Below are 22,519 nucleotides of genomic sequence, written 5' to 3' on the forward strand. Positions count from 1 at the left end.
GTGAGCAAGTTACTGGAAAGCTACGCCGCCGGACGCTGGTACACCGCGCCGGACGAGGGAACCCCGCTGCTGAGCGCGGTCGACGGCTCCGAGGTGGCGCGCATCTCCGCGACCGGTCTCGACCTCGGCGAGATGGTGACCTACGCCCGCGAGGTGGGCGGACCGGCCCTGGCGAAGCTGACCTTCCACGAGCGCGCCGCCGCCCTCAAGGCGCTCGCCCTCACCCTCATGGCAGGCAAGGACGAGTTCTACGCCCTGTCCACCTCGACCGGCGCCACCAAGCGCGACTCCGGCGTCGACATCGACGGCGGCTTCGGCACCCTCCTCAGCTACGCGAGCAAGGCCCGCCGCGAACTCCCCAACGACACCGTCTACCTCGACGGAGCGTTCGAACAGCTGGGCAAGAAGGGCACGTTCCTCGGCCAGCACGTCTACACGTCCCGCCGCGGGGTCGCCGTTCAGATCAACGCGTTCAACTTCCCCGTGTGGGGCTTCCTCGAGAAGCTCGCCCCCGCGTTCATCGCCGGCGTCCCGTCGATCGTGAAGCCCGCGAGCCAGTCGGCGTACCTCACCGAACTCGTGTTCCGTCGCATCATCGAATCCGGGCTGCTGCCCGAGGGTTCCGTCCAGCTACTGTCCGGGAGCGCCCGCGGGCTGCTCGACCACCTCGGCGGACAGGACTCCGTCGCGTTCACCGGCTCCGCCGACACCGCCGCCACCCTGCGGGCACACCAGAACGTCGTCGCTGAGGGCGTCCACTTCAACGCCGAAGCCGACTCGCTCAACGCGTCCATCCTCGGCGCCGACGTCGAACCGGGCAGCGAAGAATTCGATCTGTACGTCAAGCAACTCGTCACCGAGATGACGGTGAAGGCCGGCCAGAAGTGCACCGCCATCCGGCGCGCCCTCGTGCCCACCGTGCTGATGGACGACGTCATCGCCGCGGTCGAGGCCCGGCTGACCCGCGTCGTCGTCGGCGCCCCCGACGCCGACGGCGTCACCATGGGTGCGCTCGCCAGCCTCGAACAGCGCGACGAGGTGCTGAAGTCGCTCCGCGGACTCACCAAGTCGGCGCAGATCGTCGTCGGCGACCCGGACAGCTTCGAGGTCGTCGGCGCCGACAAGAAGACCGGCGCGTTCCTGCCGCCGATCCTGCTGCGCTCCGACGACAAGGACGCCACCGAACCCCACGACATCGAGGCCTTCGGCCCGGTCAGCACCGTCATCGGATACGACGGCACCGACGAGGTCATCGCACTCGCCGCCCGCGGCAAGGGCAGCCTCGTCGCCTCCCTCATCACGCGCGACTCCGCACTCGCCCGCGACATCATCCTGGGCCTCGCCCCGTTCCACGGCCGCGTCCTCGTCCTCAACCGCGACGACGCCAAGGAATCCACCGGCCACGGCTCGCCCCTGCCGGTCCTCGTCCACGGCGGACCCGGACGCGCAGGCGGCGGCGAGGAACTCGGCGGCATCCGCGGCATCCTGCACCACATGCAGCGCACCGCGGTCCAGGCCACGCCCGACATCCTCACCGCGGTCGGGAACAAGTGGGTGACCGGCTCGAAGCGCAACGACGACGGCGTCCACCCGTTCCGGAAGAACCTCGCGCAGTTGCGGATCGGCGACACCATCGTCGGCGGCCCCCGTCAGGTCACCCTCGCCGACATCGACCACTTCGCCGAGTTCACCGGCGACACGTTCTACGCGCACACCGACCCCGAGGCCGCCGCCGCCAACCCGCTGTTCGGTGGCATCGTCGCCCACGGGTACCTGGTGGTCTCCCTCGCCGCCGGCCTGTTCGTCGAACCCAACCCCGGTCCCGTCCTCGCCAACTTCGGCGTCGACAACCTGCGGTTCCTCACCCCCGTCAAGGCCGACGACAGCCTCACCGTCACCCTCACCGCGAAGCTCATCACCCCGCGCAGCAGCGCGGACTACGGTGAAGTCCGATGGGATGCAGTCGTCGTCAACCAGGACGGCGACCCCGTCGCAACGTACGACGTTCTCACCCTCGTCGCCAAAGGAGATGATGCATGAGCTTCAAGGTCGCCGTCTGTTACGGCCAGCCCGATGACCCCGACGCGTTCGACGCCTACTACCGCGACACCCACATGCCGCTGGCACGCAAGGTCCCCGGCCTGTCCGACTTCACGTGGGGCAAATGCAGCGCCCTCGACGGCGGGAAGCCGCCGTACTACGCCGTCGCGAGCCTCGTCTTCCCCGACGCCGAGACCATGAAGTCCGGTCTGCAGTCCGAGGAGATGAAGCAGGCAGGAAAGGACGTCCGCAACTTCGCCACCGGCGGCGTCACCATGTACGTCCAAGAAGAAGAATCCGTCTACAACCAGTAGGAGAAACATGACTGTCGACGCGTCCGCGGAATGCCGTATCGCGCGGGAGATGTTCGAGGCAGACAACGCGTCCCGGGCGCTCGGCATCCAGATCCTCGAGCTCAGCCCCGGTCACGCGGTCGCGTCGATGGTCGTGGGTGAGACCATGGTCAACGGTCACGGCATCACCCACGGCGGCTTCGTGTTCACCCTCGCCGACACCGCATTCGCGATGGCGTGCAACGGGTACGACACTGCCGCCGTCGCCGCCCGCGCCGACATCCGGTTCCTCGCCTCCACCCGCCTCGGCGACACCCTCGTCGCCGAGGCCGTCGAGCGCGCACGCTACGGGCGCAACGGCCTCTACGACGTCACCGTCCGCCGCGGCGACGACGTCATCGCCGAGTTCCGTGGCGACAGTCGATGCCTGCGGCCCGTGAGTACTTATTAACGTTCCGCGGTTAATAAGTACTCACGGGTGCGAAGCGCATACTCGCCCGATCTCCAGCGCAACCCAGACCGCACCGTCCGGTCCGACGGCGATCCCGTGTGGTTCCGAAGACGGTGTCGGCAGGTCGTATTCGGTGATTGCGCCGCCCGACCCGATGTGCCCGATCCGGTTCGCGCCCCATTCGGTGAACCAGCAACCGTCGTCGAGGTCGGCGACGATGGCGTGAGGTCGGGCCGAGCGGTCCGGTAGCGGGAACTCGTCGATTCGGCCGTCGACGGTGATCCGGCCGATTTGCCCGGCGCCGATCTCGACGAACCAGAGTGCGCCGTCGGTTCCGCGGGTGATCCCCACGGGCCCGGCGGCGGGAGTGGGCAGAGAATGCACCGCGACGTTGCCGTCGGTGTCGATACGGCCGATCGCGTTCGCCTGGTTGAGGGTGAACCACAGCGCGTCGTCCAGGCCCGACGTGATCGCGGAAGGGAATCCGCCGTCCGTAGGTAGCGGAAACTCGGTGATCTGTCCGTCGGTGGTGATCCGCCCGATTCGGTCGGCGCTGGTCTCGGTGAACCACAGGGCATCGTCCGGGCCGGTGACGATGCCGAACGGGCCGCTGCCGGCGGTCGGGGTCGGGAAGGACTCAGTGGTGCCGTCCAGCGTGATCCGCCCGATCCGGTGATCACGGAATCGCGTGAACCACAGGGCGCCGTCGGGGCCAGGTGTGATGATCGTGGGTCCACAATCGGCGGTGTCGAGCGGATAGGAGGCGACTTCGCCGTCGACGGTGAGGCGCGCGATTCGGCCGGCGTGGACGAGCGTCAGCCAAAGGGCGCCGTCGGGTCCGCACGTGATCGCATACGGACCCGACTTCTCGTCGGCGACGGGGAACTCCTGAATTCTCGGATTCATCTCCGCCACCGTAACCGCAGCCGTGAGTACTTATTAACGTCCGGCGGTTAGTAAGTACTCACGGGCGCAGCATGCTTCCCGCGCTCGGTCGCTGCTGCCGCGTCGCGCGCGGCGCGTTCGGTGGCGGCGGCCTCGATGGCCATCGCGTGGTCGACCGCGTGCGGCGCGATGCCCAGGTTGTCCAGCGTGTCCCACAGGCTCGACAGCGCGGCCTTCGGGTCGAGGTAGTACTCCGATTCCCGGACGCGCCAGAACGTCCAGCCGCACCGCTTGAGTTCCTGCTCGCGTTCGAGGTCCGCGATCCGCTGTTCCTGGGTGGTCGCGAAGGCGTCGCCGTCGCATTCGACGGCGAGTCTCATGGTGCCGCCGGTGACGACGAGGTCGATGCGCCGATTGTTCACCTCGACTTGGGAATTGACGTGGTAGCCGCGTTCGGCGATGTCGTTGAACACCCGCTGCTCGAGGAGGTTGTCGAACGGGGGGATCCGCACGTCGCGGTCGACGTCCTGCGGCATCGGGTCGGCCGGCGCCGGCGACGTCGACATCATGTAGCTGAGCAGGGAGTTGCGCAGGTCGGCCCGCTTGAGTTCGTCGACGGTCACGGAGTGGAACAGCCACAGCTGATCCTGCGCCCGTGTCGCCGCGACGTTGAACCGCCGCTTGTACTGGTTCGCGGTCAGCGGTGCGAAGTTCTGCTCCGGTCCCACGACCATCGACAGGAAGACGACGCTCCGTTCGTCGCCCTGGAAGTCCGGCGGTGTCCCGACGCGCAGTCGCCGCTGCTCCCACTGTTCGATGCCGATGCGTTTGACGAGTTCGGTGCGGATGGCGTCGACCTGGGACTGCCCCTGCAGCACGACGATTCCGAACGTCTTGCCGTCGTAGCGCGGGTCGACGAGGCATTCGATGAGCTGATCGACGAGGGCGGCGGCCTCGACGTGGTTGGCCAGCGTCGCGTCCTTGCCCGACACGAAGGCGTCGGATACGTACGTATGTTTCAGCGGCGGAAGCCGATCCGCGCCGAACTGCCGCACCGGGACCAGCGGCAGTTCGCCGTAGAACTGGGTACTCGACCAGTTGATGATCTCGGGCATCGAGCGGAAGTGCTCGCGGAGCCGGACCACCTGCCCGAAGCTGGTGCGCAGAATCGAGAACAGACTCGACCGCGGCGTGAGCGTCGCCTGTACGTACTCGGGGAGGTCGGGCAGGTACGCGTCGAGGCGGGTGAACACGTCGTCGAGGGTGCCGCTGGTGGGGATGTCGGCGGGGGCGCACTGCTTGTCGTCGCCGACGACGATGACCCGCGGCGCCAGCCACAGCAGGAACAGGTTGGTGATGTCGGCCTGGCTCGCCTCGTCGACGATGACGACGTCGAAGCTGCCCGGCACGGGCGGGATGGACGCGAGGACCTGCTGCAGCGGCATCACCCAGGCGGGCACGGAGCCCTGCGCCTCCCGCATCGCGGATCGTGCTGCGCTGCGGTACTTCTCGGCGTACTTCCCGGCGCCTGCGCCGATGCTCGAGATGTGCTCGCGGTACGTCTGCAGTGCCCGCACCTGGTCCGCGGTGAGGTGTTCGAGGCAGTCGCGCCAGGCGGTCGCCGCCGCGAGCCGCGCCGTGAGGTGCGCGAGATCGGCGTCGACGGCGTTGAGTTCGGCTTCGAGTTCCTGCTCACGGCCGGCCCGGTGCTGTTCGGTGACCCATTGGCGGGCGCGGCGCCAGGCCCAGGCCTCCGACATCTGCCAGCTCATCTCGTCCCACTCGGTGAGCGCCGCCGTCCTGCGCACCAGGTCGTACAGTGCCGGGGCGACGGGTGAGAGCCGGTCGGACAGTTCGTCGAAGGTCCGCTGATCCTGCTGTTCGACGCGGGCGATCGCGTACCGGGTGAGAGCCTCCGAGAGGGCGGCGTTGTCCGCCTGGTCGAGCGCCGCCACCAGGGCGGTGCCTTCCGGCGACGGTCCCGCGTCGACCTCGGTGGAGACGGCCGAGACGATGGCGTCGAGTTCCGCACGCGCACTGTCGACGTCGGCGCGGGTAGTGATGGCCTCCGCGGCCCCGGCGACCGCGACGGCGTCCGCGAGGTTGCGAATCCGCGGCGCATTCGGGGACAGCGCGAACAGTTCACGGGCCAGCGCGTCGCGGGCGACGAGGAGCGCGCGCACGCGGGCCACCCGGCCGACGATCATGTTGAGGCTGTCGACCTGAACGGCACGAGACCCGTTCATGTCCACCGGAATTCGCAGATCGGCCAGCAGGGTCGCGGCGGTCTGCGCGGCGTCATGGGCGCGCAGGTGCTCGGTCACCAGCCGCACCGTCGCGGCGGTCGTGGCAGGGACGCCGTCGACGGTGGCGTCGAGGCCGAGTTCCTCGACGGCCTTCTGCTCCTCGCTGCGGCGGAAGCGGGCCTTCCACTCGACGGCGCCGGATTCCAGGGCGACGGCGAGCGCACCCACCGCTTGCAGGGCGGGTCGGGTCATGACGGCGCACTGGACGTCCTGCGCACCGATGTACCGGTCGGCGGCGGCGGCCGCCTCGACGATCGCGGGCAGAGCGTCCAGCCGACCCCACAGGTGGGTTGCCCGGCCGGACAGGACGGTGTCGGCGAGGCTCTGGAACTGGCCGTCCAGGTCGAGGACGTCGTGCGCGCGGGCCTGCAGTTCCTTGCAGTGCCTGCGAATGGAGTAGGCGGTCTCGGGCTCGACGCCGCCGAGGACCTCGAGCAGATGCGCCGACTGCGGGGTGTCGATGGGGATGCTGGTCGACGCCCGCGAGCAGAGCCGTTCGAGTTCGGCCCGGTTCGGCAGCAGGGAGTCCAGCGCGGGAAGCGTCTGGCGTGCACGCTGCGCGCGCTCGGAGGATGCGGTCACGCACAGCCGGCGCAGGGTCTCGACCTCGGTGCCGGTGAGGGGCGGTTGCTCGGTCAGCAGTGGCCCGGGAAGCCACTCGAACGCGTCCTGCAGGCCCATGACCTTGCGGACGATGGTGGCGGCGGTGCCCTCGTAGCCGTCGGCGACGGCGTCGTGCTGGTAGGTCTCGGACTCGCGCAGCGCCTTCACCTGCTCGAGCACATCGGCCCGCTTCTGCACGGCCTCGTCCCGCTGGGCGCGGAGGTCGGCGATCTTCTGGCCCTCGCTGTGCGGGTTGAACGACGACTTCCGTTCGGCGATGGTCGCCACACTGCGGGTGAGCTCGTCCGAGCCGCCGCGGGACAGGTCGGTGATCGAGACGCACAGTTCCTGCATTTCGGGCGGGAGTTTGTCCCTCAGGACGCGGAGCGCCTGCGCCTTCTCGCTCGTGACGAGCACCCGCTGGCCGCGGGCGAGCAGCGCCGACACCAGGTTCGCGATCGTGTGGGTCTTGCCCGTCCCGGGCGGGCCCTCGACCACCACTCCGCTGTCGCCGCCGAGCCGCTCGATGATCTGCGACTGCTCGGCGTTGGCCGGAAGCGGGAAGAGCGGGTCTTCGGCGAGAGTGGAGGAGGTGGCGGCGCCGGTGCGCTCGAGCCACGACAGCCGGTCCGCCGGTTCGATCGCCTCGACCAACTGGGCGAGCCCGAGCGGGACGGTCGCGCCGTCGCCGTCGAGGTGGGAGATCATCTGCTCGTAGTACTCGACCAGGGCGAACGCGCTGCGCTTGCGCAACACCAGGGCGGGCGACAGCGTGACGGTGCCGTTCGCGTCTTCGGCCGGCTGCCGGACGTCGTCGCGCACGTCCACGTACGCGGTGAGCGATTTCGGAGCCCACTCCGCGAGCAGTGTGCGGACGCCGTCGCTCAGCGGCGATGTGGCGGTGTCCTGCAGTCGCTTCTGCAGCGGCATCGCGTGCGCGCTGTCGTAGACGTCCAGTCCGGTGAACAACTGGGAGTCCTCGAGCCGGGGCTGGGAGCCCGCGATCAGCCGCACCAGCAGATCACCGGTCCGCGGATCGCGGTGGATGCTCGCCGACTGGGTGACCAGATGGGTCTGGACACCGTCATCCGGGCCCGCACCCGCCAGGGTCAGCAGACCGGACGCGAGCACGAGTTCGATCGACTCGGGGCGGGCGTTCAGCTCCTGCAGCATCCGCTGCAACGACTGGTACAGATCGGCGTGCGGGCGACGCTCCCGGTCCGCCTTCGCCCACGCCTGCCACCGCGGCACGTACGCGTCGAACGCCTGCCGGACGTCGTACGCGCGGCGCACGTCGTATTCCTCGTCGGAGTCCTCGGCGTACGCGTCGGACGCGTTCAGCTCGAGGTCGGACCGCGAGCTGTCGGCGCGGGCCGACGCGTCCACCCAGCCGGCCAGGACGGTGGGAAGGTCCGGCGGATCCTCGACGCCGATGAGGGGCACGCGCAGGACGATGTCGCCCTGCACTGCGTCGGGATCGAGTTGGATGGTCCGGCCGTCCTGATGCAGCCATTCGACCTGTTCGTGCTGGTCGACGCGGAGAACCGGCTTCGTGCGAGCCCGGACGATCTCACGCAGGAACTGCAGCAGGCGCTGGACGCGGCCTGCGAGCTCGGCGTCGTTTTCGGGACTCGACAATGTAAACCTCTGCGAATTCTCGGTAATGACGTGCGCTTGCCCCCGCCGTGCACACTATCGGGTCGAGGGGGTGAAGTTCGAGGCGTCGTCCCCTGTCAGAGGGACTGGACGGTCGCTCGAGGCGCGAAACGAGCCTCCATTCGTACCGACTGGTCCCTACTATTCATTCATGACGGTGACGCGCATCACGAAGCTGGCGGCGGTGATCGCGACCGTCGCACTGACGGTGCTGGGAGGTGGTCTCGTGTCGGCTGCCGCTCCCGCGCCCGGAGCCAGGGTCACGGCCTCGGCCGACGGGTTCGCGCTCGACGGGCAGGCGTGGTGGCCGACCGGGTTCAACGCCTACCAGTTGGCCACGAACTGGTCGGTCAATTGGGGTTGCGGCGCGATGGTCGATCTCGACTCCTACTTCTCCGCGCTGCCGCCGCACTCACTGACCCGTTTCAACCTCTTCCAGGCGCTGGCGATCAACCGCTTCACCGGACAACTGGACTTCGGGCCGATGGACGCCGTGTTCGCGGCGGCCGAGGCGCACGACCAGATGCTGATCCCGGTTCTCGCACCCCAGGACGGGGCGTGCGAGGACGGGGTGTTCAAGGGCCGGCAGTGGTACGTGGACGGCTGGACGACGATGACGCCGGGCGCGCCCCGCACGCTGATGAGCTTTCAGGATTGGACGCGGACCGCCGTCGACCGCTTCCGTGGTTCGCCGTCGCTCGCGGCGTGGGAACTCGTCGGGGAGCCGGAGACGAGCACGTGCACCGACGCCGACTGCTCGTGGTGGACCCGGTCGTGTGAGCCCGGCGCGGCGCAGGTGCTGCGTGATTTCTTCGACGCCGCCGGCGCCGAGGTACGGGCCCGTGATCCACGCACGCTGATCACGGCCGGATTCACCGGCGGCGGCCAGTGCGGAACCCAGGGCGACGAGTACCAATTCGTCTCGGCATCACCGTATGTCGACGTCGTGCAGTACCACGATTACGGCGCCGACGGGGTTCCGCTGCCCGGCGATCAGTGGAACGGACTCGGACGGCGCCTCGAACAGGCTGCGGCACTCGGCAAACCGCTCCTGGTGGGCGAGATCGGCGAACTCGCCGGATCATGCGCCGCCACCACGGACCGGGCGTCGCACATCGGCGCCAAGATCCAGGGGCAGCGGGACGCGGGCGCGGCCGGGGCGCTGCTGTGGGCGTTCGTGCCGGACCCCCGGCCCGCCGAGTGCACGTACGACATCGGCCCCACCGACCCCCTGTGGGGCGTGATGGAGCAATTCGGGAGCTGGGGTTCGGGCACCGCGCCCGCCGCCACGTAGGCCACACCTCAAACGAGCCCAGGGGGCGGAGTCCGGCCGGGGACACGGCGACCGCACGGCGAGAACGGGTTTCAGGCGACCAAGACGCGGACGGTCAGCGTCCGCCGCGGCGGAGGGTGACGCGATAGGTGTAGTGCTCGGGCAGGAAGTAGCTGACCGCCAACTCGACCGTCCGCCCGTCCGAGTCGGAGTAGAGGCGGTCCACCCGCAGCATCGAGTGCCCCTCGGAGCAGCCGAGTTCGCGGGCCACGTCCGCCGGCGCCGGCGCGACGGTGATCGATTGCGCGGCCTCGGTGATGGGGCTCCGCAGGTGCGGTTCGAGCAGTCCGATGATCGTCTGCGAGGTGACGGCACCCTCGGACATCTCGGGTGCGTCGGCGACGAACCGGGCGATCTCGTCGGGCAGGTAGACGGTGGTCAGGACAAACGGGGTGTCGTCGTGGCGTCGCCGGAACACGACCGTGTTGACGAGGTCGGTGTCGAGGCGGAGCCTGCTCGCGGCCTCGATGTCGACCCGGCGGCGCAGCGGCGTGACCACCTCCATGGTGGTGTCCGTGGACAGGTTCATCAGATCCTCGATCGACCCCAGCTGCCGCAGGTATCGGCCGTCGGACTCGGCGGCGAACGTTCCCCGGCCCGGGACCCGGTAGACGATGCCCTCGGCCACCAGGTCCTGGAATGCGCGACGAACGGTCTGCCGGCTGACGCCGTGCTGGTCCGCGAGCTCGAATTCGGTGGGCAGCTTGATCCCGCCGCTGTACTTGCCCGCAGCAATGTGCTCGCGGAGCTGCCTCGACACCAGTTGGTACGCCGGCTCCGTGTCTCGTTCTCTACCGTTCATCGCGCACCGATCCTACGTGCAGGTTGCCGACTAGATGCCGCCTCGCGACACCAACTGCGAGACGATGACGTTGCGCTGGATCTCGTTGGTGCCTTCGCCGACGATCATCAGCGGGGCGTCCCGGAAGTAGCGCTCCACGTCGTACTCGGTGGAATAGCCGTAACCACCGTGAATACGGACGGCGTTGAGGGCGATGTCCATCGCCACCTCGGACGCGTACAGCTTCGCCATCCCGGCTTCCATGTCGCACCGGTCGCCGCTGTCGTACTGCTCCGCCGCGTGCCAGGTGAGCTGCCGGGCCGCGGTCAGCTTGGTCGCCATGTCGGCGAGGTAGTTGCCGATCGACTGGTGCTTCCAGATCGGCTGACCGAAGCTCTCGCGCTGCTGCGCGTAGGCGAGGGAATCCTCGAGCGCCGCCGTGGCCACACCCAGCGCACGGCAGGCCACCTGGATGCGCCCGGTCTCCAGGCCCTTCATCATCTGGCCGAACCCCTTGCCCGGGGTGCCGCCGAGGATCGCGGTAGCGGGGGCGCGGTACCCGTCGAACGACAGCTCACACGTCTCGACGCCCTTGTAGCCGAGCTTCGGCAGATCCCGCGACACCGTCAGTCCGGGGCCGTGCTCGACCAGGACGATGGAGATGCCCTTGTGCTTGGGGGTCGCCTGCGGGTCGGTCTTGCACAGCAGCGCGATCAGCCCGGACCGGCGCGCGTTGGAGATCCACGTCTTGGAACCGGTGATCACCAGATCGTCGCCGTCCGCCTTGGCGTTGGTGGACATGGCCTGCAGATCCGAGCCACCGCCGGGCTCGGTCAACGCCATCGTCGCGCGGATCTCGCCGGTCGCCATCTTCGGCAGGTACTGCTGCTTCTGCTCTTCCGTGCCGTACAGCGACAGCAGTTTCGCGACGACGGTGTGCCCGCCCATCGCACCGGCGAGGCTCATCCAGCCGCGGGCCAGTTCCTGCGTCACCTGCGCGTAGCAGGGCATCGACACCGGTGATCCGCCGTACTCCTCCGGGACCGCCAGACCGTAGATCCCGATCTGCTTCATCTGCTCGATCCACTTCTCGGGGTACTCGTTGGCGTGTTCCACCGCCTGCACGGTCGGCTTCACGTCGCGATCGATGAACGCGCGCACCGTCTCGACCAGGTACGACTCTTCCTCGTTCAGCTTGGCCATGAATCCACCTCACACTTTCCGCAACATTTGTACGGCCATAATCCGACATTGTCTGCCTAAAGTCAACGATCGGTCTTGACATGACCGCTGCGTCGCTGCCAGCATCAGCAGCGCAGCCGCATCAGGCTGGCCGTACATATCCAGCCCGACCCGGGCTCCCGGACCCTAGGAATGAAGCATCGTGCAGACCCTCACCCGCAGGCGCGCCGTTCTGGTGGCCCCCGGATCCGACGAGCGCAAAGCCGTCAAGGCGCTCCGGTCGACTGCCGACGAGGTGGTCCTCGACCTCGAAGACGCCGTCGCCTCCGCCAGGAAGGCCGAGGCCCGCGACCTCGTGCGTCGCCTCGTGCTCGAATCGGACGGCTCCCGGGCCGTCGCGGTCCGCATCAACGCGCTGACCACGCCGTGGGCCGAGGACGACCTCGCCCTGTGCGCCTCCCTCGGCGCCGCGCTCACGAGCATCGTGGTTCCCAAGGTGGAGACGGCGCAGGATCTGGTCCGCGCCGATCAGGCGCTCGCCGGTACCGGCATCGGGTTGCAAGCTCTCGTCGAAACCCCGGTCGGCGTGCAGAACATCGCCGACATCACCCGCGCCGTCGACCGGCTCGAGTCCGTCATCATCGGCTACGCGGATCTCGGGGCTGCCCTGGGCCGGTCCCGCTCCGCCCTCCCCGAGCACTGGCTCGCGATCCAGGACGGCATCCTCGTCGCCGCCCGCGCCGCCGGAATCCAGGCGATCGACGGCCCGTTCCTCGGCATCGCCGACGACGACGCCTTCCGCCACTCGGCCGCATGGACCAGCGCGCTCGGCTTCGACGGAAAATGGGTCATCCATCCCGCCCAGGTCGAGTCGGCTGCCACGGCCTTCACCCCCACCGACACCGCGGTCGAGGACGCACGACGCGTCATCGACGCACTCGCCGCCGCCGAGGCCGCGGGCGCCGGGGCGGCGCAACTCGACGGGCAGATGCTCGACGAGGCCGTCGCAGTCGCGGCACGCCGCGTTCTCGCCCAGGTAGGTGCACAGTGACGATCACGCAGACTTATGTCGGTGGACCGTACTTCGACGAACTCGAGGTCGGGCAGGCATTCGACACCGCCCCCGCCGTCACCCTCACCAGCGGTCTCGCCGCCGCCCATCAGGCCATCCTCGGTGACCGCCTGCGGCTGCCCCTCGACGCGCACCTGTCCCGGGCCGTCACCGGGTCCGCGGAGGCAGTCGCGAACCCCGGCCTCGTCACCGACGTCGCCATCGGACAATCCACGCTGGCCACCCACCACGTGAAGGCCAACCTGTTCTACCGCGGCCTCCGTTTCCACCACTTCCCCCATCTCGGCGACACGCTCTACACGCGCACCGAAGTGGTGGGACTGCGGGAGAACTCGGCAAAACCGGGGCGCAAACTCACCGGGCTGGCGGCGCTGCGGATGACGTCCACCGACCAGGACGGCCGCACCGTCCTCGATTTCTACCGCTGCGCGATGCTCCCGTTGAGCGCGAACCCCGACGAGGACCGCGTCCGTAAGTCCGACGACCTGTCCGCGATCGGGCCGCAGTCCGAGCAATCGTTCGCCGCCCCCGAGGGCTGGGACCTCGCCCGTTACCGCGACAAGGTTCCCGGACAGCACTTCTCGGCCGACCTCGCCGGATCCGTGCTGCGGAGCAGCGGCGACGTGGTCTCGAGCGCCCCCGAACTGGCGCGCCTCACCCTCAACATCGCGGCCACCCACCACGACGAACGGGTCGGCGCCGACGGACGGCTCGTCTACGGCGGCCACACCATCGGCATCGCGCTCGGGCAGGCCACGCGCGCCCTGCCGAATCTCGTCACCGTCCTGGGCTGGAAGTCCTGCGACCACACCGGTCCCGTCCACGAAGGCGACACCCTCACCAGCGAACTCGAAATCGAGAGCGCCGAGGAGTTGCCCGGCGGCGGCGGAGTACTGCATCTGCGTTCACTGGTGCTCGCGCACAACGCCACAGCGTCCGACGTCCCCGTCCTCGACTGGCGCTTCACCGCCCTCATGGCCTGACCTCCACCATCAAGGAGCATCTCTCGTGACCGCCCACACTCCCCTTGCCGGACTTCGGATCGTCGAGGTCTCCAGCTTCATCGCGTCCCCCCTGTGCGGACTGACCCTTTCCCAGCTGGGGGCCGAGGTCATCCGGATCGACCCCATCGGCGGCGCCGCCGACTACAACCGCTGGCCGATCACGGGCGACGGCGAGAGCATCTACTGGACCGGACTCAACCGCGGCAAGCGGTCCGTGGCCGTCGACATGCGCAACCCGGAGGGGCAGCGGCTCGTCCAGCAACTGGTCGCGGCCCCCGGAACGGGCGGCGGAATTCTCGTCACGAACGCGGGAGGTCGTGACTGGCTCTCCCACGACACGCTGAGCGCGCTCCGCTCCGACGTCATTGCCCTCGAAATCCTGGGTGGCCGTGACGGTTCCCCCGGCGTCGACTACACCGTCAACGCCGGGCTCGGCTTCCCGTCCATCACCGGTCCCGCCGACCACGCCGGCGTCGTCAACCACGTCCTCCCCGCCTGGGACGTGGCGTGCGGGCTGTACGCCGCGCTGGCCGTCGCGTCCGCCGCCCGTCACCGCGACGCCACCGGCGAGGGCACCCGCATCTCCCTGCCGCTCGAGGACGTCGCGCTCGCCACTGCCGGCACCCTCGGCTACCTCACCGAGGTGCAGATCAACGGCACCGGCAGGCAAGGGACCGGAAACTCCGTCTACGGCACGTACGGAACGGATTTCACCACCAGCGACGGCGCCCGCTTCATGATCGTGGCCCTCACCCCACGGCACTTCCGCGACCTCGTTGCCGTCACCGGAACCACCGCCGCCGTGGAGGCACTCGCCACCGCACTCGACGCCGACTTCGCGCGCGAAGCCGACCGCTTCACCCACCGCGACGTCCTCACCGCACTGTTCACCCGCTGGTTCCGCGAACACACCGCAGCCGAAGTGTCCGAGGCACTCTCGAAGACGTCCGTCCTCGCCGAGCGCTACCGCACGTTCGAGGAACTCGTCAAATCCGGCGAACTCGAGGACAACCCGATGTTCACCCCCCTCGACCAGCCGCGGATCGGCACCTACCTCGCCTCCGGCCATCCGGCATCGTTCGACGGACACCACGCCACCGTCGCACCCGCCTCCGCCGTCGGCGACGACACCGGCAGCGTCCTCCGCGACCTCCTCGGCAGCTCCGACTCCGACGTCGCCAAACTCCTCGACAGCGGCATCGTCGGGGGGAAGTGACCGTCGGGGGACCTTTCAGTCGTCGCAGCAGTCGCAGGCAGGACCGGCGCCGGCACCGGAGGTGGTGACCGGCGCCGGGCAGCAGGTGTCGCCCTGCCAGGCGTTGATGCCCTCCTTGACCGCGATCGCGGCGATGACCAGGGCCGCGATCGGGTCGGCCCAGGACCACCCCAGCAGGGAGTTGAGCAGCAGCCCCACCAGCAGGACGGCGGACAGGTAGGTGCACAGCAGGGTCTGTTTGGAATCGGCGACCGCCGAGAGGGAGCCGAGTTCGCGTCCCGCGCGCCTCTGCGCCCACGACAGCACGGGCATGATCGCGAGACTGACTGCCGCCAGGGCGATCCCGACGATCGAGTGCTCCGCTTCGCCGATGCCGAAGAGGGAACGGATCGCGTCGACCGTGACATACACGGCCAACGCGAAGAACGAGAACGCGATGATCCGCAGCGTCACCCGCTCCCGCGATTCCGGGTCCTTCCCGGCGAACTGCCAGGCCACGGCCGCCGCGGAGGACACCTCGATGACCGAGTCGAGGCCGAATCCGATCAGCGCGGTCGACGACACCCGCGCGCCCTCGCTCAGCGCGATGACCGCCTCGAGCACGTTGTAGCTGATCGTCGCGGCCACGAACCACCGGATCCGCCGCCCCAGGACCTGCCGCCGCTGCGCGGTGAGAGCCGTTCGCGTGGCGGGCATTCCGAGTTCCGACGCCATCAGCAGCAGCCGTCGGTCTCGGCGTCCGGGCAGCAGGACGGATCGACGGCCAGCACCAGGCCGATCAGGTCGTCCAGCGCGCGCCCGATCCGCGGATCCGCCAGTTCGTACCGCGTCCGCCGCCCCTCCGGCGCCGCGACGACGAGGCCGCAACCACGCAGGCAGGCCAGGTGATTCGACAGGATCTGACGCGATACCCCGATCTGTTCGGCCAGCTCGGACGGATACCCGGGCCCCGACCGCAGGCTCAGCAGGATCTGCGTGCGCGTCGTGTCCGACAAGGCGTATCCGAACCGGGCCAGCGCGTCGCGGTGGATCACCATCTCCATGGCCCGACGATACAGCGATTCCTGTATTCAGGAAACCCTGAACTCTTGATCCTGTCGTTGCGGCGGCTGGGCGGGCCGGTGCCGGCGCCCCATCGTCATCCGGCCGAGAATCCGGTCACGCAGGACGAACGTGTGGAACAGGATGGCGCACAGGTGCGCGGTGAACGCTGCGAACAGTAGGTACCCGAGCACCGTGTGGGACTGCCGCAACACCGAGTACAGATCCGGATCGCGGGGAGCGATCGCGGGCAGACTCAGCTGCGCGGTGAGGGCGATCGGGAACCCGCCCGCCGACAGCATCGCCCACCCGGTGACCGGTTGCAGCACCAGGAGTCCGTAGAGCAGGCATTCCGACCCGGTCGCGACCATCCGCTCGGCGGGCCGCATCCCGGCGGACGGCGGCGGACGGTGGAGGATCCGGTTGCCGATGCGCACGACCGCGAGGACGAGAATCGCGAACCCCAGCGGTTGATGCACCGTCCGCAACAAATGGTAGGCGTCCAACGACGCCACCATCGCGACGCCGAGGAAGAGTTGTGCGATCACCAGGATCGCCATCACCCAGTGCAGCACCCGCGACGTGAACGCATACCGTGTCGGGCTATCGCTCATCGGGCACCTCCGAAACATTGACTCGACTCGGCGATTTCGGCTCACCGGACCGCCGGTTGAACGATTCCGCGTAGACCGCGGACCGTGCACTGAGCAGTGGATCATCCGACGGCGCAATGCCGTTCGGCAGTACGAGCGGATCGAAGTTGACGTCCCGCGCATTGTCCGGCGCTTCGGTGTCGATCGCATCGACGGTCAGCGTGCCCACGTCGAGGGTCTTCCTGTCGGCCGGCCACGGTCGGGTGGCATCGTCCGTCGAGTCCCCCGCCTCCCCGATCGTGAGGATCATCCGCCAGCGCAGTGGTCCTCGCGTGACGTCCCGGACGAGGGCGTCGAACAGGTAGTCGCGGCCGGACTCCTCCTCGGCGCCGGGATGCCGGACAGGTTGCTGCGGCACCAGCTTCCAGCGCACCGGAACCGTGCCCCCGGAACGGTCGGTGCACCGGAAGGCATTGAGCCCGTGAAATGTGCTGTCCCCGAACCCGGAAGTGCGAGGCTGTTGCCGGATGACGTCCATCGCCGCCGCCGTCTCGGGATGGCATGCCAGGAACGAGGCCATCGCGGCCGGATCGGGCTTGCCCGTGTCCGGGACCTTCTTCGAGGCGAGCAGCCGATCGCGGAAACCGTCCGGCGTGCGGTCGGGAAACACCGGACTGTCGATCATCGCGGTCCGCCATTGCTCTCCCTCGGGCAACCGGAAGACCAATCCCAGACCGCGCACGGTGTCGGCGGCGTCGACGGCGTCGGGCAGCCCGCCCGACAACGAGAACCGCCCGGTGACGGGGTGGCGGCCGCCGGCCCGGAAGACGCTCGCCGTGGACACCGCGGACCCGGCGCCGGTCGGCGTGAACCACCCCGTGGCACTCACGCCCTTCGCGTGGTTCCGCCGGAACCCCTCGTGCCGGCCGAAAACCTGCTCGAACCGATCGACGAACTGCGACGGGGTGACGCTGTGCGGGGTCAGCCGGCCGCCGGCGAACAGGAACCCACCGACGTCCACCGCGGCGATCGCACCGACCGCCGCCATGCCGATCAGGGCGCTACGCCGGGTGACGCTTGCCCCTGACCGACCACCGACCGAGGGTTCGTGACCGTCACCCCTGCGCGGCATCGACCGTCACCACGTGCCACGTCCCCTTGACCCCGTCTCCGCTCGTCACTCCGGGGGCCGTGTCCTTGGCGAACCGGTAGAGAGGATGACCGTCGTAGGTCGCCTGCTCGACGCCATCGGGACGCGTCGTCGTGCCCACCGTGCCCGGCAGGATGGAGTTCGGGTTGGGTACCGGCGTGCCTTGTGTCGGCGGCCAGATCTCGGCACACGGGCCCACGCACTTCACCAGGTCGGCGGTGTCCTCGTCGAAACGGTAGAGCGTGAAGCCGTCGCCGTCGGTCAGCACGGTGCCCAGCGCGGTCTCCCGCGTGCCGAGCGTCGGCGCTGCATCCGCTGCATCCGCTACGCCGGTCGTCGGCGCTGCGCCTTGCATGCTGGTCGTCGCATCCGCCGGGGCCTCGGCCGCCTGGCTGCAGCCCGACATCAGGGCAACCGCAGCGCCCGCGCAGGCCACCGCGAGAATCGCTCGCTTCGCGATCATCAGATCTCCGTTCTCTCTTCGATGCCGCCCGCCGATCGCGGACGACGCCGGGGAGTACGGACCGCGGGCCGGCCGCGTTCACGGCGGCCGCGAACTTTCACGAAGACGCTGGTGGAGAATCGACGGTGAACGCCGCGGCACTCACGTCCGTACACCCTGGCGGACGTCGGGCGGGCCGACGACATTTCCGGTGTTGCAGGAGGTGAGGTCGTGCGGCTACGCATGTCGCGCAAGCGGGCGGAGGAGTCGGTCGGGAATTTGGCCGACAACGCGGTGTTGAGGACCGTCTACGACGATCACGCCGGCGAACTGTTCGCCCTCGCCTACCGCTCGCTCGGAGACCGGGGACGCGCGGAGGAAGTGGTGCAGGAGACGTTCCTCCGCGCCTGGCGCGGCGCGGACCGGTACGACCCGCAGCGTTCCACCGTCCGGACCTGGCTGTATGCCATCTGCCGCAACGTGGTGATCGACGCGAGCCGGGCGCGGGCCGCCCGGCCCCAGCTCGCCGACACCGAGCCGCCCGACGTTCCGGTGCCCGAGCGCCCGCTGGAACAGTTGCTGGTGGGACTGCAGGTCGAGGAGGCGCTGCGGCGACTGTCCGAACAGCATCGCGTCGTACTCGTCGAGATTCATCTGCGCGACCGGTCCACCAGCGAGGTCGCGGCGGAACTCGGCATCCCCGTGGGCACCGTGCGCAGTCGGGTGTACTACGGGCTGAAGGCGCTCAAACTCGTACTGGAAGAAATGGGGTGGCACGGTGACCAGTGATCGCTGCCGACAGATGCACACCTTGCTGGGCATGTACGCGCTCGGGCGCCTCGACGACCACGAAGCCGTGGCGGTACGCGCCCACCTGGACGGATGCCCGGACTGCCGGGCCGAGTTGATCGAGCTGACCCCGGTGGCCTCGGTCCTGGGGCAAGCAGACCCCGACCGACTGCTCGAGCCGCCGCCGGCGCCGTCCCCCGCACTACCCGGCACGATCCTCGCGACGCTCGACCGCGAACGCAGCCGGCAACGGCACCGCCGGGTCGCGATCGTCGCCGCGGCCGCCGTCACCGCTCTCGGACTGCTCACCGGCGGATTCTTCCTCCGCACCCTCGTCCCGAGCACCCCGCCCGGACAGCCGGTGGCCTTCACCGCGCCCGCCGCGGGCGTGGAGGCGTCCGCGCGGGTGGAGAACCGCGCCTGGGGAACCGGGATCAGCCTCGACGTCACCGGACTCCCCCAGGGCAGCACGTACAACGTCTGGCTGCAACGACCCGACGGAAGTCGCATGAACGCAGGCAGTTTCATCGCCGGCGGCGACCGGAAGATGTCGATGAACCTCGCCGCGGCGCTACCGATGTCCGACGCCACCACGCTCGGCGTCAGCGCACCCGGCGACGACACCGCCATTTTGCAGGCACCGCTGCACCCGTAACGGTGCCATCGAATCGCTTCGCAGGAAACTCACAGCTACCTCGATCCGGGTACCCAGTTCCGTCGCCGATCCTGGGTATCCGGGCGACGTGCCCGCACTCCACGACCGCGCGCCCGAGGGACAGCCCATGCGAACCGAACCGATCCCCATCGAATCGCCAGTAGCGCCGTATACGCGGCACAGCGATCGGAGTCGCCCGGATCGTCACACCGCGGAGCGGTTCACCGCTCGGCAGTTCGATGCCGGCGTCCGCTATGGTGCCGGCGTCTCGCTCTGGCTCAGTCTCCTGGTGGTCTGTTACTGGTGGACGGCCGACGGCGGTATCGAGGATCTCGTGGTGCCCGAGACCGCGCTGATGTCCGTTGGGCGCCTCGCCGGGCTGGTTTCCGCCGACCTTCTCCTCGCGCAGGTCTTCCTCGTCGCGCGTATTCCGATCCTCGAGCGCGCCTTCGGTCAGGACCGGCTGATCGGGTTACACCGCATCGTCGGATCGACGTCCGTCGCGGTCATGGTCGGGCATATCTGCATCATCACCTGGGGATACGCCGGTGGCGACCTCACCCGGAGTCCGGCGATGCTGTGGGACTTGACCGTCGACTATCCCGGGATGTTGTTGGCCGTTGCCGGTACTGCGCTGTTGTTGATGGTCGTGGTCACCAGCATCCGGTGGGTGCGGGACCGGCTGCGCTACGAGAGCTGGCACCTGCTTCATCTCTACGCGTATCTGGGCGTGGGACTCGCTGTTCCGCACCAACTCTGGACCGGTCAGGAGTTCCTCACCTCATCCGCGGCGACGGTCTACTGGTGGACCCTGTGGGCCCTCGCCGTTGCGGCCGTACTCGTATGGCGCGTCGGTCTTCCGTTGTGGCGCAATGCACGACACCGGCTGCGCGTCACCGCCGTCGTTCCCGAAGGCGACGGTGTCGTCTCGGTTCACCTGTCCGGACGCCGACTCGACCGTTTGCCCGCGTCCGCGGGCCAGTTCTTCCACTGGCGATTCCTGAGCGGCCCCGGGTGGACCCGGGCCAACCCCTACTCACTCTCGGCCGCCCCTGACGGACGCAGCCTACGGATCTCCGTCAAAGCACTCGGCGAGGGCAGCTCCCGCGCCCACACCCTGGCGCCGGGTACACCGGTGCTGTTCGAAGGCCCCTACGGGCGGTCCTCACGCCGCACCCACGGTACGCGGCGGGTTGCACTGATCGGGGCCGGCGTCGGCGCGGCCCCACTACGTGCCCTGGCCGAAGAACTCGACTATCGGCCCAGGGAGGCGATCATCCTGCTGCGCTACACCTCCGAACCGTTGTTCGTCCGGGAGCTCCAGCACCTGGCCGAGCGACGAGGTCTGCAGATCGTGTGGCTCCCCGGCCCACGGCGGTCCCCCACGTCGTGGCTCGGCAGCGGCATGGACGAGATCGACGATCTCACCGCACTGACCCAGTGGATACCCGACGTCGCCTCCCGCGAGGTCTACATCTGCGGTCCGCAGCCGTGGACCGACGCGGTTCACCGCACAACCCGCGCGGCCGGCGTCCCCGACAGCCGCGTCCACTCCGAAACCTTCAGGTGGTGACCTCTCGATGAAACGCATCGTCACATGGCTGCTGAGCACGATCACCGCGGGTGTGCTGCTGTTCGGGTACCACACCTCCACCGAGGGCCCGATGGACGCGACGCCCGACACCGTCGTCGCCTCCACCTCCCTACCCGGAAATCTCGGACCCACAGGGTCCTCCGAGCCCCCGGAACCATCCGAACCGACTGCCGCGGACGGCGACCCTGCACCGGAGTCCTCGTCCACGATCACCGGTTCCACAGCCCAGACCCGTTGGGGTCCCGTGCAAGTGCAGATCGTAGTGTCGGGCGGCACGATCACCGACGTGACCGTTCCGCAGTATCCGGACGGCAACGGCAAGGACCAGCAGATCAATGCCCGCGCCCTGCCCGTGCTGGTGGACGAGACCCTCGCCGAACAAAGTGCGGACATCGACATGGTGAGCGGTGCCACCGTCACGAGCGCCGGCTATGTGCAGTCGCTGCAGTCCGCTCTCGACGAGGCGGGGCTGTGAGCGTCGACACCGTGCCCGGGTCCACATCCGATTCGATGCGCTGCAAGGCCACGCAGCGCTATGTCCAGCACGTGATGGGGATGCCGATCAGTCTGGCGATGCGGGGACGGCACGCCGCCGATCGCCGCGGCCGCCAGGCCTGGACCGACGCACTCGCCTCCTTGCGTGCGACGGATCAGCTCTTCAGCACGTATCGACCGGACTCCTTCCTTTCCGCAATGATCCGAGGAGAGAAGGGAACCGATCAACTGCCCGCCGCGGTGGCCGAGGTCTTCGCGCTCGGCCACCGCGCCGAACGCGAATCCGGTGGCGCCTTCGCGATCCGCCGACCCGGACCCACCGGCGAGATCTTCCTCGACCCCGACGGAGTCGTGAAAGGCTGGGCGGTCGAGCGGGCCGCCGAGCACCTCCGGGCACTGGACGCCACCGACTTCTGCCTCTCCGCGGGCGGCGACATGACCTGCCGCACCCTCGACCCCGACGCGGCGCCGTGGCGCATCGGAATCGAGAACCCCTTCGACACGCGAACTCTCATTGCCACCGTGCCCGTGCACACCAGTGCGGTCGCCACCTCCGGCACCGCGCACCGCGGCAACCACCTCGTCGATGCCCGCACCGGCGAGCCTCCCACCGGCGTCGCCTCGGTCACCGTCATCGCCGACACATTGACCTGGGCAGACATCGACGCCACCGCCGCCTACGCACTGGGCGAACACGCCGCCGACTGGCTCGACACCCGGCCCGGACGCTCCTACCTGGTCGTCTGGGCGGACGGAACCACCAGCCGCGCAGCAACTCCCGCTGACCGGTAGCGGGCTTCGCGGACCGTTCGACCAGCAGTGGAACGAAATCGCGCACCGCCCCGCGTCGAAGGTCGCGCGCGATCTGCTCGACCATGTCGCGCGGCACGTCGGCGTGCTCCACGGCAAGCCGGTCGCTCCCGGTGTTCACCACCGTG

Annotated in this window: 21 protein-coding genes and 1 pseudogene; 12 read left to right on the forward strand and 10 right to left on the reverse strand. The window is 69.1% G+C overall.

The window, feature by feature from the left end; genetic code table 11:
• The 3 genes from paaZ to paaI are packed head-to-tail and all read left to right on the forward strand — an operon-like array spanning position 1 to position 2,784.
• The gene (paaZ, locus tag CA951_RS27560) at positions 1–2,040 is read left to right on the forward strand and encodes a phenylacetic acid degradation bifunctional protein PaaZ (protein ID WP_087559861.1); all 2,040 of its coding nucleotides are present in this window, start codon (positions 1–3) and stop codon (positions 2,038–2,040) included.
• The gene (locus CA951_RS27565) at positions 2,037–2,354 is read left to right on the forward strand and encodes an EthD family reductase (protein ID WP_072936983.1); all 318 of its coding nucleotides are present in this window, start codon (positions 2,037–2,039) and stop codon (positions 2,352–2,354) included. Before paaZ ends, CA951_RS27565 begins: the two co-directional genes overlap by 4 nt.
• A 7-nt stretch (positions 2,355–2,361) precedes the next feature.
• Positions 2,362–2,784, forward strand: a complete 423-nt coding sequence (gene paaI / locus CA951_RS27570) for a hydroxyphenylacetyl-CoA thioesterase PaaI (RefSeq protein WP_087559862.1) — start codon at positions 2,362–2,364, stop codon at positions 2,782–2,784.
• Between the two features lie 21 nt (positions 2,785–2,805).
• Here the strand turns inward: paaI and CA951_RS27575 are convergent, their stop codons facing one another.
• Positions 2,806–3,690, reverse strand: a complete 885-nt coding sequence (locus tag CA951_RS27575) for a virginiamycin B lyase (RefSeq protein ID WP_087559965.1) — start codon at positions 3,688–3,690, stop codon at positions 2,806–2,808.
• Between the two features lie 47 nt (positions 3,691–3,737).
• Positions 3,738–8,216 carry an AAA domain-containing protein gene (locus CA951_RS27580; RefSeq protein ID WP_087559863.1) on the reverse strand — a complete coding sequence of 1,493 codons (4,479 nt, stop codon included), beginning with the start codon at positions 8,214–8,216 and terminating at the stop codon, positions 3,738–3,740.
• 169 nt (positions 8,217–8,385) lie between these two features.
• Between CA951_RS27580 and CA951_RS27585 the strand changes: the two genes are divergently transcribed.
• Positions 8,386–9,528: a beta-mannosidase gene (locus CA951_RS27585; RefSeq protein WP_087559864.1), complete on the forward strand. Its 1,143-nt coding sequence runs from the start codon at positions 8,386–8,388 to the stop codon at positions 9,526–9,528.
• A 94-nt stretch (positions 9,529–9,622) separates the two neighbouring features.
• On the opposite strand, the gene CA951_RS27590 is transcribed toward CA951_RS27585, so the two are convergent.
• Both CA951_RS27590 and CA951_RS27595 read right to left on the reverse strand, forming a co-directional pair.
• Positions 9,623–10,369 carry a GntR family transcriptional regulator gene (locus CA951_RS27590; protein WP_087559865.1) on the reverse strand — a complete coding sequence of 249 codons (747 nt, stop codon included), beginning with the start codon at positions 10,367–10,369 and terminating at the stop codon, positions 9,623–9,625.
• A gap of 30 nt (positions 10,370–10,399) precedes the next feature.
• Positions 10,400–11,551 carry an acyl-CoA dehydrogenase family protein gene (locus tag CA951_RS27595; RefSeq protein ID WP_087559866.1) on the reverse strand — a complete coding sequence of 384 codons (1,152 nt, stop codon included), beginning with the start codon at positions 11,549–11,551 and terminating at the stop codon, positions 10,400–10,402.
• A gap of 181 nt (positions 11,552–11,732) precedes the next feature.
• Between CA951_RS27595 and CA951_RS27600 the strand changes: the two genes are divergently transcribed.
• Genes CA951_RS27600 through CA951_RS27610 form a run of 3 tightly spaced genes read left to right on the forward strand, consistent with a single transcriptional unit; the run spans position 11,733 to position 14,822 of the window.
• Positions 11,733–12,581, forward strand: a complete 849-nt coding sequence (locus CA951_RS27600) for a CoA ester lyase (RefSeq protein WP_087559867.1) — start codon at positions 11,733–11,735, stop codon at positions 12,579–12,581.
• Entirely contained in the window at positions 12,578–13,585 is a 1,008-nt protein-coding gene (locus CA951_RS27605) for a MaoC family dehydratase (protein WP_087559868.1), read from the forward strand. Before CA951_RS27600 ends, CA951_RS27605 begins: the two co-directional genes overlap by 4 nt.
• A 25-nt stretch (positions 13,586–13,610) precedes the next feature.
• Complete coding sequence (locus tag CA951_RS27610) at positions 13,611–14,822, forward strand: CoA transferase (protein WP_087559869.1); 1,212 nt, start codon at positions 13,611–13,613, stop codon at positions 14,820–14,822.
• Positions 14,823–14,837: 15 nt separating this feature from the next.
• Here the strand turns inward: CA951_RS27610 and CA951_RS27615 are convergent, their stop codons facing one another.
• From CA951_RS27615 to CA951_RS27635, 5 genes are read right to left on the reverse strand one after another with little or no spacing between them, the layout of a single operon-like run.
• Positions 14,838–15,536, reverse strand: coding sequence for a cation transporter (locus CA951_RS27615; protein WP_087559870.1), 699 nt, complete (start codon positions 15,534–15,536; stop codon positions 14,838–14,840).
• On the reverse strand, positions 15,536–15,865 hold the full coding sequence (locus CA951_RS27620; RefSeq protein ID WP_087559871.1) for a helix-turn-helix transcriptional regulator: 330 nt from the start codon (positions 15,863–15,865) through the stop codon (positions 15,536–15,538). Before CA951_RS27620 ends, CA951_RS27615 begins: the two co-directional genes overlap by 1 nt.
• Before the next feature lie 27 nt (positions 15,866–15,892).
• On the reverse strand, positions 15,893–16,477 hold the full coding sequence (locus CA951_RS27625) for a cytochrome b (RefSeq protein WP_087559872.1): 585 nt from the start codon (positions 16,475–16,477) through the stop codon (positions 15,893–15,895).
• Positions 16,467–17,588, reverse strand: coding sequence for a catalase family peroxidase (locus CA951_RS27630; protein ID WP_087559873.1), 1,122 nt, complete (start codon positions 17,586–17,588; stop codon positions 16,467–16,469). The genes CA951_RS27625 and CA951_RS27630 overlap by 11 nt, the downstream gene beginning before the upstream one ends.
• On the reverse strand, positions 17,572–18,069 hold the full coding sequence (locus CA951_RS27635; protein ID WP_256974102.1) for a hypothetical protein: 498 nt from the start codon (positions 18,067–18,069) through the stop codon (positions 17,572–17,574). Before CA951_RS27635 ends, CA951_RS27630 begins: the two co-directional genes overlap by 17 nt.
• Positions 18,070–18,291: 222 nt before the next feature.
• On the opposite strand from CA951_RS27635, the gene CA951_RS27640 reads away from it, so the two are divergent.
• The 5 genes from CA951_RS27640 (at position 18,292) to CA951_RS27660 (ending at position 22,373) form a co-directional block, all read left to right on the forward strand.
• The gene (locus tag CA951_RS27640; protein WP_179220322.1) at positions 18,292–18,837 is read left to right on the forward strand and encodes a sigma-70 family RNA polymerase sigma factor; all 546 of its coding nucleotides are present in this window, start codon (positions 18,292–18,294) and stop codon (positions 18,835–18,837) included.
• Positions 18,827–19,492: a zf-HC2 domain-containing protein gene (locus CA951_RS27645; protein WP_256974103.1), complete on the forward strand. Its 666-nt coding sequence runs from the start codon at positions 18,827–18,829 to the stop codon at positions 19,490–19,492. The genes CA951_RS27640 and CA951_RS27645 overlap by 11 nt, the downstream gene beginning before the upstream one ends.
• Positions 19,493–19,619: 127 nt before the next feature.
• Positions 19,620–21,065, forward strand: a complete 1,446-nt coding sequence (locus CA951_RS27650) for a ferric reductase-like transmembrane domain-containing protein (RefSeq protein WP_087559876.1) — start codon at positions 19,620–19,622, stop codon at positions 21,063–21,065.
• Between the two features lie 7 nt (positions 21,066–21,072).
• Entirely contained in the window at positions 21,073–21,561 is a 489-nt protein-coding gene (locus CA951_RS27655) for an FMN-binding protein (protein ID WP_087559877.1), read from the forward strand.
• Entirely contained in the window at positions 21,558–22,373 is an 816-nt protein-coding gene (locus tag CA951_RS27660) for an FAD:protein FMN transferase (RefSeq protein ID WP_256974104.1), read from the forward strand. The genes CA951_RS27655 and CA951_RS27660 overlap by 4 nt, the downstream gene beginning before the upstream one ends.
• Positions 22,374–22,389: 16 nt before the next feature.
• Here CA951_RS27660 and CA951_RS45210 read toward each other — a convergent pair.
• Positions 22,390–22,515: pseudogene (locus CA951_RS45210) on the reverse strand (three-helix bundle dimerization domain-containing protein); the annotation flags it as partial.
• Positions 22,516–22,519: the final 4 nt, after the last annotated feature.

Origin of the sequence: Rhodococcus sp. NCIMB 12038 (genome assembly GCF_002165735.1) — a bacterium.
Lineage (GTDB): Bacteria > Actinomycetota > Actinomycetes > Mycobacteriales > Mycobacteriaceae > Rhodococcus_F.